Below are 16,043 nucleotides of genomic sequence, written 5' to 3' on the forward strand. Positions count from 1 at the left end.
TATGTGCGGACGGTATGCAGCGAGTCGGCGGCCCGAGGATCTGACCGGACTCTTCCAGGTGGAGAAGTGGGAACCGGCCGAGACGCTGGAACCCGATTACAACGTGGCGCCGACCAAGGAGGTCTACGCCGTACTGGAACGTCCTGTGAAGGACGCCGACGACCAGCGTCCGGTTCGCCAGCTGCGCGCCCTGAAATGGGGGCTCGTCCCCTCCTGGGCCAAAACCCCCGAGGGCGGCGCCCGGATGATCAACGCCCGCGCCGAGACGGTCCACGAGAAGCCGTCCTTCCGCCGCCCCTTCGCCTCCCGGCGCTGCATCCTGCCGGCCGACGGCTATTACGAGTGGGTGACCGGCAGCGAGGAACGGCAGCTGGAGGAGAAGGGCCGCAAGAAGCGGCCCCGCAAGCAGCCGTACTTCGTGACGCCCGCCGACGGATCGGTCTTCGCCATGGCCGGTCTTTACGAGTTCTGGCGCGACCGGACCCTGCCGGACGACCACCCCCAGGCCTGGTGGGTGACCTGCTCGGTGATCACCACCGAGGCGGAGACGAGTCCGCTCGCCGTCGCGCCCGCCGAGGGCCCGGCCGCGCTCGCCGACATCCACCCCCGGATGCCGCTGATGCTGACCCCGGACCGCTGGGACGACTGGCTGGACCCCTCCCGCACCGACGTCGAGGAGCTGCGCGGGCTGCTCGCACCCCCGCCCGGCGGGCTGATGCGGGCCTATCCGGTGGCCACCGCCGTCAGCAACGTCCGCAACAACGGCCCCGAGCTGCTCGAGGAGCTGGCCGCGCCCGAGGTGAGCACGCTCTTCTGAGGGACGCGCCGGACCCCGAACACCCCGTCACGGGTTGGTTGGATGGGGGGCGTGAAAGCCACCGAGACAGACCCCCGCACCGAAACGGTCGACACCGACGCCGGCACGGCCCGGATCACCTGGGTCCCCGCAGCGAAGCCGCGCCTCCTGCTCGCGCTCGGGCACGGCGCCGGCGGCGGCATCGAGGCCCGCGACCTGCGGGCGCTGGCCGCCACGCTGCCCGCGCAGGGGGTGAGCGTCGCCCTGGTGGAGCAGCCCTGGCGGGTCGCCGGGAAGAAGATCGCCCCCGCCCCGAAGACCCTGGACACCGGCTGGCGCGGCCTGTGGCCGGCGCTGGCGGCCCCGGGGCTCCCGGTCGTCGCCGGCGGGCGCAGTGCCGGGGCCAGGGTGGCCTGTCGCACAGCGGCCGGGCTCGGCGCCCGCGCGGTCCTCGCGCTCAGCTTCCCGCTGCACCCCCCGGGCCGCCCGGAGAAGTCCCGCGCGGACGAACTCCTGGCCTCCGGCCTCCCCACGCTCGTCGTCCAGGGCGGCAACGACCCGTTCGGCAAGCCGGCCGAATTCCCACCGGGGGAGTACCGGATGGCCGAGGTGCCGCACGGGGACCACGGCTTCGCCGTGCCGAAGCGGTCCGGGCTGACCGAGGATCAGGCGATGGAGATCCTCACCACGTCCGTGACCGGCTGGCTGGCCGAAATCGGCTGAACCGGTACGGGTTCCGGACCCGGGAATGTTGGACGGGGGGCCGATGTTGTTCGGGACGTCGGTACACCAACGTCGTATGTGGAGAGGAAGTCCGTCGCATGGGTTCGACCATCTGCCCGCGTCGCTCGAACGCCGCTGACCTGGAGTGGACGGTGCTGCATGCGGCCAAGACCACTCCCGAGCGGGCACTGAGCGGATCGGATCGACAGCCCGCGTCGGACCAAGGTCGACTATTCTCCGATTCGAGCGGGTCCGGTTTCGGCTCCGCCACAGCGTTGGAGGAGGTGGGTCCGGTCACTGGGACCGACACAGGGACCGACGACGGCCGCCCGCAGGAGACGACGGCCGAGCGCAACGCGCGTTTCGAGCGCGATGCCCTCGGTTTCCTCGACCAGATGTACTCGGCCGCGCTGCGCATGACGCGCAACCCCGCGGACGCCGAGGACCTGGTCCAGGAGACGTATGCCAAGGCGTACGGCTCCTTCCATCAGTTCCGTGAGGGCACCAACCTCAAGGCGTGGATGTACCGCATCCTCACCAACACCTTCATCAACTCGTACCGCAAGAAGCAGCGCGAACCCCAGCGCAGTGCCGCCGAGGAGATCGAGGACTGGCAGCTGGCCCGTGCCGAGTCGCACATGTCGACCGGTCTGCGCTCCGCCGAGTCCCAGGCCCTCGACCACCTGCCCGACTCCGATGTGAAGTCTGCGCTGCAGGCGATCCCCGAAGAGTTCCGCATCGCGGTTTATCTTGCCGATGTAGAGGGCTTTGCCTACAAGGAGATCGCGGACATCATGGGGACTCCCATCGGTACGGTGATGTCCCGACTGCACCGGGGCCGCCGTCAACTGCGCGGCATGCTGGAGGACTACGCCCGTGACCGCGGGCTCGTCCCGGCCGGCGCCGGTGAGTCGGACGATCGGAAAGGCTCGGGCTCATGAGCTGCGGAGAGCCGCACGAGACGGAGTGCGCTGAGGTCCTCGATCACCTCTACGAGTTCCTCGACCGGGAGATGCCCGACAGCGACTGCACCAAGTTCGAGGTGCACTTCGGCGAGTGCTCCCCCTGCCTGGAGAAGTACGGTCTGGAGCAGGCCGTGAAGAAGCTGGTCAAGCGCTGCTGCGGGCAGGACGACGTGCCGTCCGACCTGCGCTCGAAGGTGATGGGCCGGATCGACCTGATCCGGTCCGGGCAGGCAGTGCCGGAACAGGACGTCACGGTTTCCGACACCGAGCTGCCGGCCGCCGCCGGCGAATGACGCATCACCCGAACGTGCTAATCGCGGTCGTCGGCCCTCGGTCGGGACGCCCAACTCGCTAGCCTGGCGCCTCCATTGGCGTTGGTGATGCTGGGGGCGGGCGGAACGGGTGAGAGCCACACGTGGCGCGGCGCGGGCGTACATCCTGGCCGTCGCGCTCGGCGCCGCCCTGTGTGTTCTGCCCGCGCTGCGTCCCGGCGCGGGCACCCCGTGGACCACCCTCGGACTACTCGCCGGGCTCTACCTCGTCTGTGAACTTCCCGGCCGCTGCCCCTTCTTCGGCAGCTCCGTGCCGATCAGTGCCGGATCGTTCTTTCCCCTGCTGCTCGCGGCGGCCTTCCTGCTGCCGCCCCCGGCCGCCGCGCTGGTGGCGATTCCGGGCTCGCTCGTCGGCCGGGTGGAGAAACCGCCCGCCACCGCCCGCCGGATCTGGCGTGCGGGCCAGCTGCCCGTCACCGTCTGGGCCACCTCGTCCGTCCACACCCTGCTCGGCGGCCCGGCCGCGCTCGGCGGCCCCGGACCTGACCGGCTGCCCGACCTCCCGTACGCGCTGCTGCCCGCCTGCGCCGCCGCGCTGGTCTTCAGCCTCGTCCTGTCCGCCCTGGACGGCTCCATCCTCGCCGCGGCCGAACACCTGCCCCTGCGACGCGCCTGGAGCGGGCTGCTGCCGCGCTCGCTGGGGCCGCACCTGGTGCACGGCCTCGCCGGGCTGATGATGGCCATCCTGTGGAACAGCTCGTACGGGCCGCTGGCCGCGCTCTTCGTCCTGCTGCCGATGTACATCTCCTGCTGGGTCTTCGCCCAGTACCACCGCGAGCACGCCGCGCACCGCGCCACGATCAGGGCCCTGGTGCAGGCCGTCGACATCAAGGACACCTACACCCGGGGGCACAGCGAGCGGGTGGGACACGCGTCCGTGCTCATCGCCCAGGAGCTGGGCATGGCGCAGGAGCGCATCGAGGTCCTCCGGTTCGCCGGGATCCTGCACGACGTCGGCAAGCTCGGGGTGCCGACGCGGGTGCTGCGCAAGGACGGGCCGCTGACGCCCGAGGAGCGTCGGGTGATCGAGCTGCACCCGGAGTACGGGCACGAGATCGTCCGCGGCATCGGCTTCCTCGGTGAGGCCCGGGCCGCGATCCTGCACCACCACGAACGGCTCGACGGCAGCGGGTACCCGTACGGGCTGACCGGCCGGCGGATCCCCGAGTTCGCCCGCGTCGTCGCCGTCGCCGACGCGTTCGACGCGATGACCTCGACCCGCTCCTACCGGCCGGGCCGCCCGGTGCCGGTCGCCGTGGCGGAGCTCAAGCGCTGCGCCGGCACCCAGTTCGACCCGCAGATGGTGCGGGCCCTGGCGCGGGGCCTGGAACGGCACGGGTGGTCGGGGGCCGTGACGGCGGACGATATGCAGGTCCCGATGCCGATGCCGATGCCGATGCCGATGCCGATGCCGATGCCGATGCCGCGGGGTGAGGGCGGGGGCGGGGCTCGGGGTATGGGTGCCGGAGCCGTCCGCGATCCGGTTCGTCCTCCCTCTCCCCCATGGCCTGAAGGGCATGGGAGGTACCCCCTCGACGGGCTCGATTCGGGCCGGCCCCGGTGAGCCCGAGATGGGTGCGGCTGCCGCCCGTCGTCCTGGCCGTTCGCGGCGCCGCCCTCGCGCTCGCCGCCGCCGGGCTGGCGCACACGCTCTGGGGCGGCCTCCACGAACCCGGCCACGCCCTCGCCTTCGGAGTGCTCATCACCATCGGTGAGCTGGCCCGCTGGGGTGCCCAGCCGGGGGAGCGGGAGCCTGCGCCGCTCGGTGCCGCCGGGGCGCTCGCGTACGCCCTGCTCGGGCGCAGCGGCGGGGAGCCCACCAGCCACGGGGTGCTCCAGGTGATCGCCGTGCTCGTCGCGGCGCAGCTCGTCGCCTGCGTGCCCCATGTCGCCCGCGGCAGCGGACCCGGCCCCGACCAGGTGGCCCGCCGCGTCCTGATCGTCGCCTTCGCGGCCGTCTGCTTCCAGCCGCTCTACAACTCCGGACGGTCCGAGAGCCTGTTCGGCGAGGGCCCGTACTACGCGGCGTTCCTGCTCGTGCTGCTCGGCCTCACCGCCCTGTGCGACGCGGTCCTGGGCGCCCTGCTGCTGCGGGCCCGCACGCTGCCCCGCGGCCTCCGTGCGGCGGGCGCCACCCCCGTCCCGTACGGGCCACTGCTCCGCGACGAGCTGCGGGCCCTGACGGGCATCGGGTCGGCGGTCTGCGCGACCGGTGCCGTGATGGCGCTCGGGGTCGCCGTCGCCGGGCTGTGGGCGCTGCCCGTCCTGTGCGTGCCGCTGCTGCTCACCCAGGTGTCGTTCCGCCGGTTCGCCGCCGTACGGACCACCTACCGGCAGACCATCGCCTCGCTCGCCCGGTCCACCGAGATCGCCGGCTACACCCCGCACGGCCACGCCCGCCGGGTGGCGGTGCTCTGCACGGCCGTCGGGCGCGAGATGGGCCTCTCCGGGCCCGAGCTCACCGTCCTGGAGTACGCGGCGCTGATGCACGACATCGGCCAGCTCTCGCTGGTCGACCCGGTGCCCGACGGGGCGACCGCCCGCCTGCCGGCCGCCGAGCAGCGCCGCATCGCCCTGCTGGGCGGTGCGGTGGTCCGCCAGACCGGGGTGGACACCGGGGTCGCCGTCGTGGTGGAGCAGCAGGCCGACCCCTTCCGCGAGCAGCCGCTGTCCGCCAGGATCATCCGGGCGGTCAACGCATACGACGACCTGTGCGGGGAAGGGATCGGCGGGCCGCTCGGCGCACTGGAACAGCTCAGGCTCGGGACCGGCCGTGATTACCAGCCCCAGGTCGTGGAATCGCTCGCCAGGGTTCTGGCCAGGGGCGGTCTGACCCCCGTCCCGCCTGGGTAACCCATGGGTAATGAGCGGGCGTCCGGCCGGGCATGGTTGGATGCGAAGAGAGCGGTAAAACGAGGGTGTCCAGTCGGGACAGGCGGGAATCGTGAGGATCTTCGGGAAGGTACGGCATCGGCCCTCCGCCTCTTGGCGGCAGGCAACGGACCGCGCGTTCACGCTGATCGGCGACGGCCGGTACGAGGACGCGGGCGCGCTGCTGACGCGTGCGGCGGACCTGGAGCCCTGGCTCTCCGAGTCGTGGTTCAACCTGGCGCTGCTGCACAAGTTCCGGCACGACTGGGAACAGGCGAGGGCCGCGGGCCTGCGGGCCGTCGCGCTGCTCGACAAGGAGTCCGGCGCCCCCGACTGGTGGAACGTCGGGATCGCCGCCACCGCGCTCCAGGACTGGCCGCTGGCCCGCCGGGCCTGGCAGGCGTACGGGCTGAAGGTGCCCGGCGGCGGGCAGCAGACACCGGCGTCGAACAGCGAGCCGGTCGGCATGGAGCTGGGCAGCGCGGCCGTACGGCTGTCGCCCGAGGGCGAGGCCGAGGTCGTCTGGGGCCGCAGGCTGGATCCGGCACGGATCGAAGTGCTGTCGATTCCGCTGCCGTCGTCCGGGCGGCGCTGGGGCGAGGTCGTCCTGCACGACGGGGTGCCGCACGGCGAGCGGATCACCGCGGCCGGGCCCTCGTACCCGGTGTTCGACGAGATCGAGCTGTGGGCCCCGTCCCCCGTGCCCACCTGGGTGGTGCTCCTCGAAGCGGCCACCGAGGCGGACCGGGACGCGCTGGAGCAGCTGGCGTCCGACGCCGGCTTCGCCGCCGAGGACTGGTCCTCGTCCGTCCGGCTGCTGTGCCGGGCCTGTTCGGAGAGCCGGATGGAGAGCGACGAGGGCGACGGGGAGCACCTCGACCCGCACGACCACAGCGAACCGGGCCATCCCGGCCCGCTGGGCCACCGCACCGCCGGCGAGCTGTGGGTGCCGGAGCGCGAGTGCGGTCTCGCGGCCCCCGCCGGGCTGGTGCGCGGGCTGCTCGACGGCTGGGTGGCGGACAGCCCGGACAGCCGTGAGTGGCGGGATCTCGAAGAAGTCTGCTGACGTCTCGAAGAAGTCTGCCGACAGGTGCCCGTAGGCTGTACGCGCACCGATTCCGGTGCTCGGGTGCCCGGGTTCTCGCGAGCCGCGGATCCCGGGTTTCAGGTTGTGAGGAAGGCGTACGGCGGACATGGCGCAGCAGGAGACGGACGAGCAGATCAGCGTCGACGAGGAAGGTTTCCTCGTCGACACCGAGGACTGTGAGGCGCGTGAGGCGGCCCACCGCGAGCGCGGCACCTCGCGCCCGATCACGGTCGTGGGCAACCCGGTCCTGCACAAGGAGTGCCGGGACGTCACCGCGTTCGACGACGAGCTGGCCCAGCTGATCGACGACATGTTCGCCAGCCAGCGGACGGCGGAGGGCGTGGGCCTGGCCGCCAACCAGATCGGGGTCGACCTCAAGGTCTTCGTCTACGACTGCCCGGACGACGACGGGGTCCGGCACACGGGCGCCATCTGCAACCCGGTGCTCGAGGAGCTGGCGCCCGAGGAGCGCGTCCTGGACGACTCCAACGAGGGCTGCCTCTCGGTCCCGACGGCATACGCCTCGCTGGCCCGCCCGGACTACGCGGTGGTGCGCGGCCAGGACGCCCGGGGCAACCCGGTCAAGGTGCGGGGCGACGGCTACTTCGCCCGCTGCCTCCAGCACGAGACGGACCACCTGTACGGCTACCTGTACATCGACCGCCTCTCCAAGCGCGACCGCAAGGACGCGCTGCGTCAGATGGCGGAGAACACCCCGCGCTACGAGGTCGTCCCGAACGACTGACCGGGCTGCGCGCGTGTTCTGCGAGGGGCCCTGTTCCGGTACGCCGGAGCGGGGCCCCTGTCGTGTCTCCATGCCGTCAACTTTCGTTCTCCTGCACATAGTTGACGCGCGTCGACTCGTCCGCCAGGCTCACACTCCACACCTTCACCGTGGTAGGGAGCCCCCCCATGCTCAGACGTTCCGCACGACTCCTGCTCGGCCTTGTCATGACCATGGCGTTCGCCTTGGGTGGTGCGGTGGTGACCGCCGGAACCGCACAGGCCGACGGCTGCTACACCTGGACCCGCACCCTGTCCCCGGGCGCCACCGGCAACGACGTCGTCCAGCTCCAGATCCGCGTGGCCGGATACCCCGGATACAACTCCGTGCTCGCCGTCGACGGCTCCTACGGGCCCGCCACCACCGCCGCCGTCAAGCGCTTCCAGGCCGCCTACGGACTCGCCGCCGACGGCATCGCGGGCCCCGCCACGCAGTCCAAGCTCTACGCGCTCCAGGACAACGACTGCACGCCCGTTCACTTCACGTACGCCGAGCTCAACCACTGCAACAGCACCTGGGCCGGTGGTGCCGTCGCGGCGGGCACGGCCAAGGCCAACGCCCTGAGCACCATGTGGAAGCTGGAGGCGCTGCGCCACGCGCTCGGTGACCGGCCCATCACCGTCAACAGCGGCTTCCGCTCCACGTCCTGCAATAGCGCGGTCGGCGGTGCGTCGAACAGCCGTCATCTGTACGGTGACGCGGCCGACCTCGGCGGAATCGCCTTCTGCACCCTCGCCCAGCAGGCCCGCAACCACGGGTTCAACGGGATCCTCGGCCCGGGCTACCCGGACCACAACGACCACGTCCACGTGAACCAGGGGCCGAGCCACTTCTGGTCAGCGCCCAACTGCGGCATCTGACACGCGTGTGGGGCCCGCCGGCACCGGCGGGCCCCACACCTGCGGTCAACCGGTCAGCCGGTCTTCGCCGTCAGGCGCGTCCCGCCCGTCGTCTGCACCGCGGCGCCGTCCGCGGACCGCTCCGTCAGGCGGAGCTGCGAGATGGCGTTGCGCAGGACCAGCGCGCCGGCTCCGGCGTCCAGCTGCCAGCGCTGCGTGCGCGCGCCCGCCGAGCAGGTCCCGAGCGACAGCTCGGCCCCCACCTCCAGCGGAGCGCCCAGGTACTTCTTCCCGCGCACCGCGTCCAGGCACAGGCCGCTGTCCGCGGACTTCACGGTGTAGTAGCCGTCGGAGGTCGCTGTCAGCGTCCAGGCCGCCTTCGCGTCCCTGGCCAGCGAAACCCCGGCTTCCTCGCCGGGCGCCAGCGCCTTCGCGCCCGCGGTCAGCCGGTACGTGCCGTCTGCCAGCGGGGTGCGGTCGGTGTTGTCCCAGCCGGGGGCGTGCCCGACCCGGCGGGCCAGGGCCTCGAAACCGGCGTACGTCGCGCTGGGCTTCGGGCCGCCCCAGGTGGCCTGCGCGATGAAGCGCAGCGGCATGAAGACCTTCGCCTCGACCTCGTTCTCGGTCTCGGCCGCCGCACTGTCCGGCCACAGGCTGATCTTCGCGCCGGTCAGGTTCGCCGCTGTGGCCGGCAGCGTCTGGCCCTCGAAGCGCAGGGGCGTCCAGTCGCTCTCGTACAGCTTCTGCGTCTGCGTCGTGTACCCGCCGCGCACCAGGTAGAGCGCGTACGGGGAGTTCATCACCGGCCGGCCCTCGGCCAGCAGGGCGGACGGCTGCTGGATGGCGCCGCCGCCGAGCCAGTGCTCGACGGTGATGTCACGGTCGAGGGGGACGATGCTGTTGCGGCCCATCAGGCCGTCGTTCCAGATCCGCAGCGACCGGCCGTCGGCCTTCACGTGGGCGTTGACCTGGTTGATGAAGTCGGCGAAGAGATCGTCGGGGGTGGCCGAGGCGCCGAACTTCGCGGTCGCGGCCGTCTGCAACTGCGGATAGTCCGGGTACGAGGAGCCGATCATGTACTCGTCGGCGCCCATGTGCCAGGTACGGGTGTCCCACACCTCCAGGGCCTCGTCGACCATCGAGGTGTAGTACGCCAGCGCCTCGGGGCGCGAGATGTCCAGCCGGGGCGGCGAGGCGACGCCGTCCTTGTCCTTGAGCTGGAGCTCCGGGTGGTTCTCCAGGTAGGTGTCCATGTGGCCGGGGGAGTTGATCTCCGGCACCAGGTCGATGTGGTACTTCTTCGCCATCGCCACCAGGGCGCGGACCTGCGGCTTCGTGTAGTAGCCCCAGAACGCCGACTCGGGGTCGACGTCGCTTCTTACCTTCGCCTCGATCCAGAGCTGGTTGAGCTTCTGCGAGGCCATGTCCTTCATCAGCCGCTCGAACCAGGGCAGCGAGACGTTGATGTAACAGGCGCACACCCCGACCCCGCGCTCGCGGTACGCGGGCACATCGGTCGCCGAACCGCGCGCGGCCCGCCCGTCATCGTTCAGCAGCTGGAGCACCGTACGTGAACCGTAGAACACGCCCGCCGACGTCGCGGCGGTGACCGTGACCCGGTCGCCGACGTCCAGGCGGTAGCCCTCCGCGCCCAGCGAGCCCTTCAGGGACGGGTCCTGGCGCAGCACGATGTCACCTGAGCGGGCGCTGCCCCGCGAGACCGGTGCCTTGCCGGCCAGCTCGCCCGCGAACCGCGCCGCGTCGGCCGCCGTGCGCTGCTCCCGCACCCCGTCCAGCACGATCCTGGCCCGGTCCGTGAGGGTGAACTCCCCCTCGCCGGCCTGCCACTGCCGCAGCGAGGGCAGCACCTCGGGCGGCGGCGCGGCTGCTGCCCCGTCCACGGCCGAGGCGCTCTGCAGAGGCAGCAGAGTGGCGGCGAGCGCGGCCACCACGGCCCCGATGGTCCTTCGTTTAGCCATCCGGATGTCCATGCGCCCGACCCTGGCGTGCCGACAGCGGCCCGGTCTATGGACAGGTGAGGGAATCGGTTGGACGAATGATCCGACGTCAGATCTATGGCGATCAGGCCACTTCGGTCAATTCGGTCGGGCCGCGGAAGGTTCGGCGGTACGCGTTCGGCGTGGTGCCCAGGGAACGTACGAACTGATGGCGGAGCGCGGCGGCGTTTCCGAAGCCGGTCCGTCCGGCGATCGTATCCATCGTTTCATCGGATGTCTCCAGGAGGTGCTGGGCCAGCAGCACCCGCTGGCGGAGCAGCCAGCGGTACGGCGTGGTGCCCGTCTCCTGCTGGAAGCGGCGGGCGAAGGTGCGGGGCGACATGTGTGTCTGGGCAGCCAGCTGCTCGACGGTCATCTCCTGGTCGAGGTGGCGCTCCATCCAGGCGAGGGTGTCGCCGACCGTGTCGCAGCGGTTGCGGGGCAGTGGACGCTCGATGTACTGCGCCTGCCCGCCGTCGCGGTGCGGCGGCACCACCATGCGGCGGGCGATGGTGTTGGCGGCGGCGGTCCCGTACGCCTGGCGGACCAGGTGCAGACAGGCGTCGATCCCCGCGGCCGTGCCTGCCGACGTGATGACCGGGCCCTCGTCCACGTACAGCACGTCCGGCTCGACGATCGCCCGCGGGAAGCGGTGGGCCAGCTCGGCGGCGTGCCGCCAGTGGGTGGTGCAGCGCCGGCCGTCCAGCAGACCGGCCGCGCCGAGCATGTACGCCCCCGAGCAGACGCTCAGCACCCTGGCCCCGCGGTCCACGGCCCGGCGCAGTGCCTCCAGGGCGTCCTCGGGGAACTCCCGGTCGGCGAAGCGGCTGCCGGCCGGGACGGCGATGAGGTCGGCCTCCTCCAAGCGGTCGAGGCCGTGGGCGGTGGTGAGGGTGAACCCGGCATGCGTCCGCAGGACCGGGCCCTCGGCGGAGACCACGGCGAAATCGTGCACCGGCAAGCCCTCCTCGCTGCGGTCGAGTCCGAACACCTCGCACAGCACGCCGAGTTCGAAGGGATTGACCTCGTCGAGCAGCAGGGCGGCGACATTCTTCAGCATGCCCCCAGTGTGGCAGTAATTCGATGCTCTATGACAGTCCTGCCACTGCCGCAATCTCCGGGAACCGACGACAGTAGAGGCATGAACACATTCCTGAACTACCTGGGCATAACCGTTGTTTTCGCACTCTTCCTGCTGCCGACGCTGGTCGGCATCGCCCGCGAACGCCGCATCGACCGCCACCTCCGGGAGGCGGAACGGGCCGGGAGTACCGAACCTCCGCAAACGGCTGACGCCGCGCAGCCGGTGAGGGCCGCACGGCGTCCGTACATCAGAACCTGGGCGCGGATCTAGAAGTCGTCGTCGAAGCCGACCGTGCCCTCGACGGCCACCTGGTAGGCGGAGGGGCGGCGCTCGAAGAAGTTCGTCAGCTCCTGGACGCCCTGGAGCTCCATGAACGAGAACGGGTTCTCCGACCCGTACACCGCGGGGAAGCCCAGCCGGGTGAGCCGCTGGTCGGCGACGCACTCCAGGTACTGGCGCATCGACTCGGTGTTCATCCCGGGCAGGCCCTCGCCGCACAGGTCCCGGCCGAACTGCAGCTCCGCCTCGACGGCCTCCTTCAGCATGTCGGTGACCTGCTGCTGGAGCGCGTCGTCGAAGAGGTCGGGCTCCTCCTTGCGGACGGTGTCGACCACCTCGAACGCGAAGTTCATGTGCATCGTCTCGTCACGGAAGACCCAGTTGGTGCCCGTGGCGAGACCGTGCAGCAGCCCGCGTGAGCGGAACCAGTACACGTACGCGAAGGCGCCGTAGAAGAACAGCCCCTCGATGCACGCCGCGAAGCAGATCAGGTTCAGCAGGAAGCGGCGGCGGTCGGCCTTCGTCTCCAGCCGGTCGATCTTCTCGACCGAGTCCATCCACCGGAAGCAGAACTGCGCCTTCTCGCGGATCGACGGGATCTCCTCGACCGCGTCGAAGGCGGCCGCGCGGTCGTCCGGATCGGGCAGATAGGTGTCGAGCAGCGTCAGATAGAACTGGACGTGCACGGCCTCCTCGAAGAGCTGCCGCGACAGGTACAGCCGCGCCTCGGGGGAGTTGATGTGCTTGTACAGCGTCAGCACGAGGTTGTTGGAGACGATCGAGTCACCGGTGGCGAAGAACGCCACCAGCCGGCCGATCAGGTGCTGCTCGGCGGGCGACATCTTGGCGAGGTCCGCCACGTCGGAGTGGAGGTCGACCTCCTCCACGTGCCAGGTGTTCTTGATCGCGTCCCGGTAGCGCTCGTAGAAGTCCGGGTAACGCATCGGCCGCAGGGTCAGTTCGAAGCCCGGGTCCAGCAGGTTCTTGTTCTTGTCGGTGCTCATTACTGACAGGCCTCGCAGGACTCGGGGTTTTCGAGGGAGCAGGCGATCGCGTCCGCGTCGGGCGAGGGAGCCTGCTCGGGGATCGGGGCGGCGGACGCCGCACGGGCGATCCGGGTCGCCGGGCGGGAGCGCAGGTAGTACGTCGTCTTCAGCCCCCGCTTCCAGGCGTACGCGTACATCGAGGAGAGCTTGCCGATCGTCGGCGTCTCCAGGAACAGGTTCAGCGACTGGCTCTGGTCGAGGAACGGCGTACGGGCCGCCGCCATGTCGATCAGTCCACGCTGCGGGATCTCCCACGCGGTGCGGTACAGCGCCCGCACCTCCTCGGGGATCCACGCGAAGCCCTGCACCGAGCCACTCGCCTCGCGCAGCGCCTCACGGGTCCGCGCGTCCCATACGCCGAGCTTCTTCAGCTCGTCCACCAGATAGGCGTTGACCTGGAGGAACTCACCGCTGAGCGTCTCGCGCTTGAAGAGGTTGGAGACCTGCGGCTCGATGCACTCGTACACGCCCGCGATCGAGGCGATCGTCGCCGTCGGCGCGATGGCCAGGAGCAGGGAGTTACGCATCCCGGTCTTCGCGACCCGGGCGCGCAGCGCGTCCCAGCGCTCCGGCCAGTTCAGCTCGGTGTCGTAGTGGTCCGGGTGCAGCACACCGCGGGCGGCACGCGTCTCGGACCACGCGGGCAACGGGCCCGAGCGCTCGGCGAGGTCGCAGGACGCCTCGTACGCTGCGAGCATGATCCGCTCGGAGATCTTCGTCGACAGGGCGCGGGCCTCGGGGGAGTCGAACGGCAGCCGCAGCTGGAAGAAGACGTCCTGGAGCCCCATGGCGCCCAGACCCACCGGCCGCCAGCGGGCGTTGGAGCGCCCGGCCTGCTCGGTCGGGTAGAAGTTGATGTCCACGACCCGGTCGAGGAAGGTCACGGCGGTACGGACGGTGGCGTCGAGCCGCTCCCAGTCGATCGTGCCGCCCTCGACGAACGCGCCGAGGTTGACCGAGCCGAGGTTGCAGACGGCCGTCTCGCCGTCGTCCGTGACCTCCAGGATCTCCGTGCACAGGTTCGACGAGTGCACGACACGGCCCGGTTCGGCGGTCTGGTTCGCGGTCCGGTTGGAGGCGTCCTTGAACGTCATCCAGCCCTGGCCGGTCTGTGCGAGGGTCCGCATCATCCGGCCGTACAGCTCACGGGCCGGCATGGTCTTGCGCGCCAGGCCCTTGGCCTCGGCGGCCCGGTAGGCGGCGTCGAACGCGTCGCCCCACAGGTCGACCAGTTCCGGCACGTCGGCGGGGGAGAACAGCGACCAGGTGCCGTCCGCGTCGACCCGGCGCATGAACTCGTCGGGGATCCAGTGCGCCAGGTTGAGGTTGTGGGTGCGCCGCTGGTCCTCGCCCGTGTTGTCGCGCAGCTCCAGGAACTCCTCGATGTCCGCGTGCCACGTCTCCAGGTAGACGGCGGCGGCGCCCTTGCGCCGGCCGCCCTGGTTGACGGCGGCGACGGAGGCGTCGAGCGTCTTCAGGAACGGCACGATGCCGTTGGAGTGCCCGTTGGTGCCGCGGATCAGCGAACCGCGGGCGCGGATGCGGGAGTACGAGAGGCCGATGCCGCCCGCGTGCTTGGACAGGCGCGCCACCTGGTGGTAGCGGTCGTAGATCGAGTCCAGCTCGTCCAGCGGGGAGTCCAGCAGGTAGCAGGAGGACATCTGCGGGTGCCGGGTGCCGGAGTTGAAGAGCGTGGGGGAGGAGGGCAGGTAGTCCAGCCGGCTCATCAGCCCGTACAGCGCGGCGACCTCGTCCAGGGCGCGCTCGGAGGTGTCCTCGGCGAGCCCGGAGGCGACACGCAGCATGAAGTGCTGCGGCGTCTCGATGACCTGCCGGGTGATCGGGTGGCGCAGCAGGTAGCGGCTGTGCAGGGTGCGCAGGCCGAAGTAGCCGAAGCGGTCGTCGGCGCCGTCGGCGAGCGACTGCCCGACCAGCGCGTCCAGGGCGGCCGCGTGGAGCGTGACGAACTCGGCGGTACGGTCCGCGATCAGGCCCTCGCGGTGCCCGACGGCGACGGAGGCGGAGAACGACGTCGCGCCCTGCCCGGCCGCCTCGTCCGCGATGGTGCGGGTGAGGAGGCGGGCGGCGAGCCGGGAGTAGGCGGGGTCCTCGGAGATCAGGCCCGCGGCGGCCTCGGTGGCCAGCGAGCGCAGTTCGGCCTCGTCCGACCGGGCGTTGCGGCCGCGCAGCGCGGCGGCGGCGACGCGTCCGGGGTCGGTGTCGGGCAGATCGGCGGTGAGGTCGGTCAGGGTCCGCAGGAGTACGGTCCCCGGTCCGTCGCTCGTGGTTCCCGTTGACTCGGCCACGGAAACCGGATCGGCTGGCGCGATGGTCACGCGGTGCTCTCCCTCGCTCGGCTCGGGGCCTTCGGGGGAGCGGGGGCAGCCGGACGGAGCGGGACCCGGCAGGGCAGCGCTCCGTGCGGCGTCCACCGGCCCATCCACGAGGCCCGGACGTCTGGGCATCCGGATCGGTCGAGCCGGATGCGCTGTCGGCAGGACCTCGGACTCGGGGGTGCGCAAATGCACACCGAATACACCGTTGCGGGACAGTTCCGGATTCGCACCGGATTTCCCTGCGGCGACAGCAGGCATGAGCATACATGTGGGGGCTGCCGGTTGCGGCAGCCCCCACATGTTGTGTCGTGCTCGCTGTTACGCCGGAGGGCGCAGCTCCAGACGGTACGTCAGCAGCTTCAGGTCCTCGATGGGGTTCCAGTCCTTCTCGGGGGTCCGTACGAAGCCGAGGCGCCCGTAGATCCGGTGGGCCCCGAGCATCGCCGGCTGCGTCGACAGGACGAGCCCCGTGACCCCCGCGGCGCCCCGTGCGCGGTCGATGCAGGCCCGTACGAGCGCCTCGCCCGCCCCGGCGCCGCGGGCCTCGCGGGAGACCGCCAGCATCCGGAACTCGGCCTCGTCCGCCGCCGCGATGTCGGCCCACGGGTTGCCCGGCGGGGCGTAGGTGACCCCGCCCAGGACGCGGCCCCGCGCGTCGGCCGCCACCAGCACCTCGGCCTCGGCGGCCCGGCGGGGTACGTCGCGCAGCTGCACCAGGTACGGATCGTCGGCACCGTAGTCCAGGAGCCCGTCGCCGAGATAGGCCTCGGCGGTGATCTCGCCGAGGAGTGTGTGCTCGGCGGGCTCGACCGGCCGGATCGCTATGTCCATGGGCGGAAGTCTGCCGCACGCGGGGGCCGGAGCCGCAAGGGTTTTTCTGCGGGACACGCGAACGGGCCGCCGC

The 16,043-nt window shown here is 71.2% G+C and carries 15 protein-coding genes and 1 riboswitch; of the genes, 10 read left to right on the forward strand and 5 right to left on the reverse strand.

Going from position 1 to position 16,043, the window contains the following annotated elements; all coding sequences use genetic code 11:
- Position 1: 1 nt before the first annotated feature.
- From ACIBJG_RS15655 to ACIBJG_RS15695, 9 genes are all read left to right on the forward strand, one after another.
- On the forward strand, positions 2-817 hold the full coding sequence (locus ACIBJG_RS15655; RefSeq protein ID WP_399308037.1) for an SOS response-associated peptidase: 816 nt from the start codon (positions 2-4) through the stop codon (positions 815-817).
- A 42-nt stretch (positions 818-859) separates the two neighbouring features.
- Positions 860-1,519, forward strand: a complete 660-nt coding sequence (locus ACIBJG_RS15660) for an alpha/beta family hydrolase (protein ID WP_399308038.1) — start codon at positions 860-862, stop codon at positions 1,517-1,519.
- A 284-nt stretch (positions 1,520-1,803) separates the two neighbouring features.
- On the forward strand, positions 1,804-2,460 hold the full coding sequence (locus ACIBJG_RS15665) for a sigma-70 family RNA polymerase sigma factor (RefSeq protein ID WP_018105559.1): 657 nt from the start codon (positions 1,804-1,806) through the stop codon (positions 2,458-2,460).
- Positions 2,457-2,777 carry a mycothiol system anti-sigma-R factor gene (gene rsrA, locus ACIBJG_RS15670; protein ID WP_359076951.1) on the forward strand — a complete coding sequence of 107 codons (321 nt, stop codon included), beginning with the start codon at positions 2,457-2,459 and terminating at the stop codon, positions 2,775-2,777. Before ACIBJG_RS15665 ends, rsrA begins: the two co-directional genes overlap by 4 nt.
- 109 nt (positions 2,778-2,886) lie before the next feature.
- On the forward strand, positions 2,887-4,380 hold the full coding sequence (locus ACIBJG_RS15675; protein ID WP_399308039.1) for an HD-GYP domain-containing protein: 1,494 nt from the start codon (positions 2,887-2,889) through the stop codon (positions 4,378-4,380).
- A complete protein-coding gene (locus ACIBJG_RS15680; RefSeq protein ID WP_399308040.1) occupies positions 4,377-5,669 on the forward strand; it encodes an HD-GYP domain-containing protein in 1,293 nt (430 codons plus the stop codon). Before ACIBJG_RS15675 ends, ACIBJG_RS15680 begins: the two co-directional genes overlap by 4 nt.
- Positions 5,670-5,760: 91 nt before the next feature.
- Positions 5,761-6,753 carry a hypothetical protein gene (locus ACIBJG_RS15685; RefSeq protein WP_326738647.1) on the forward strand — a complete coding sequence of 331 codons (993 nt, stop codon included), beginning with the start codon at positions 5,761-5,763 and terminating at the stop codon, positions 6,751-6,753.
- A gap of 127 nt (positions 6,754-6,880) precedes the next feature.
- Positions 6,881-7,519: a peptide deformylase gene (def, locus tag ACIBJG_RS15690; RefSeq protein WP_399308041.1), complete on the forward strand. Its 639-nt coding sequence runs from the start codon at positions 6,881-6,883 to the stop codon at positions 7,517-7,519.
- Positions 7,520-7,686: 167 nt separating this feature from the next.
- Positions 7,687-8,418, forward strand: a complete 732-nt coding sequence (locus tag ACIBJG_RS15695) for a D-Ala-D-Ala carboxypeptidase family metallohydrolase (protein ID WP_399308042.1) — start codon at positions 7,687-7,689, stop codon at positions 8,416-8,418.
- 53 nt (positions 8,419-8,471) lie between these two features.
- Here ACIBJG_RS15695 and ACIBJG_RS15700 read toward each other — a convergent pair whose 3' ends face one another.
- Positions 8,472-10,376 carry a family 20 glycosylhydrolase gene (locus ACIBJG_RS15700; protein WP_399308043.1) on the reverse strand — a complete coding sequence of 635 codons (1,905 nt, stop codon included), beginning with the start codon at positions 10,374-10,376 and terminating at the stop codon, positions 8,472-8,474.
- 103 nt (positions 10,377-10,479) lie between these two features.
- A complete protein-coding gene (locus tag ACIBJG_RS15705; protein WP_399308044.1) occupies positions 10,480-11,454 on the reverse strand; it encodes a helix-turn-helix domain-containing protein in 975 nt (324 codons plus the stop codon).
- Between the two features lie 81 nt (positions 11,455-11,535).
- Between ACIBJG_RS15705 and ACIBJG_RS15710 the strand changes: the two genes are divergently transcribed.
- A complete protein-coding gene (locus ACIBJG_RS15710; RefSeq protein WP_399308045.1) occupies positions 11,536-11,748 on the forward strand; it encodes a hypothetical protein in 213 nt (70 codons plus the stop codon).
- On the opposite strand, the gene ACIBJG_RS15715 is transcribed toward ACIBJG_RS15710, so the two are convergent.
- From ACIBJG_RS15715 to ACIBJG_RS15725, 3 genes are all read right to left on the reverse strand, one after another.
- Complete coding sequence (locus ACIBJG_RS15715) at positions 11,745-12,761, reverse strand: ribonucleotide-diphosphate reductase subunit beta (RefSeq protein ID WP_399308046.1); 1,017 nt, start codon at positions 12,759-12,761, stop codon at positions 11,745-11,747. The two genes, ACIBJG_RS15710 and ACIBJG_RS15715, sit on opposite strands and share 4 nt — an antisense overlap.
- Complete coding sequence (locus tag ACIBJG_RS15720) at positions 12,761-15,139, reverse strand: ribonucleoside-diphosphate reductase subunit alpha (protein ID WP_399308047.1); 2,379 nt, start codon at positions 15,137-15,139, stop codon at positions 12,761-12,763. The genes ACIBJG_RS15715 and ACIBJG_RS15720 overlap by 1 nt, the downstream gene beginning before the upstream one ends.
- Positions 15,140-15,278: 139 nt before the next feature.
- Positions 15,279-15,410, reverse strand: a riboswitch (cobalamin riboswitch).
- Positions 15,411-15,457: 47 nt separating this feature from the next.
- The gene (locus tag ACIBJG_RS15725) at positions 15,458-15,970 is read right to left on the reverse strand and encodes a GNAT family N-acetyltransferase (protein WP_399308048.1); all 513 of its coding nucleotides are present in this window, start codon (positions 15,968-15,970) and stop codon (positions 15,458-15,460) included.
- Between the last annotated feature and the right edge of the window lie 73 nt (positions 15,971-16,043).

The organism is Streptomyces sp. NPDC050422 (genome assembly GCF_044458665.1).
Lineage (GTDB): Bacteria > Actinomycetota > Actinomycetes > Streptomycetales > Streptomycetaceae > Streptomyces.

What these genes read in the sequence shown, in the direction of transcription:
- ACIBJG_RS15655 (WP_399308037.1), top strand. Translation starts at nt 2, where the DNA reads ATGTGCGGACGGTATGCAGCGAGTCGGCGGCCCGAGGATCTGACCGGA.
- ACIBJG_RS15660 (WP_399308038.1), top strand. Translation starts at nt 860, where the DNA reads ATGGGGGGCGTGAAAGCCACCGAGACAGACCCCCGCACCGAAACGGTC.
- rsrA (WP_359076951.1), top strand. Translation starts at nt 2,457, where the DNA reads ATGAGCTGCGGAGAGCCGCACGAGACGGAGTGCGCTGAGGTCCTCGAT.
- def (WP_399308041.1), top strand. Translation starts at nt 6,881, where the DNA reads ATGGCGCAGCAGGAGACGGACGAGCAGATCAGCGTCGACGAGGAAGGT.
- ACIBJG_RS15695 (WP_399308042.1), top strand. Translation starts at nt 7,687, where the DNA reads ATGCTCAGACGTTCCGCACGACTCCTGCTCGGCCTTGTCATGACCATG.
- ACIBJG_RS15700 (WP_399308043.1), bottom strand. Translation starts at nt 10,376, where the DNA reads ATGGCTAAACGAAGGACCATCGGGGCCGTGGTGGCCGCGCTCGCCGCC.
- ACIBJG_RS15705 (WP_399308044.1), bottom strand. Translation starts at nt 11,454, where the DNA reads ATGCTGAAGAATGTCGCCGCCCTGCTGCTCGACGAGGTCAATCCCTTC.
- ACIBJG_RS15710 (WP_399308045.1), top strand. Translation starts at nt 11,536, where the DNA reads ATGAACACATTCCTGAACTACCTGGGCATAACCGTTGTTTTCGCACTC.
- ACIBJG_RS15715 (WP_399308046.1), bottom strand. Translation starts at nt 12,761, where the DNA reads ATGAGCACCGACAAGAACAAGAACCTGCTGGACCCGGGCTTCGAACTG.
- ACIBJG_RS15725 (WP_399308048.1), bottom strand. Translation starts at nt 15,970, where the DNA reads ATGGACATAGCGATCCGGCCGGTCGAGCCCGCCGAGCACACACTCCTC.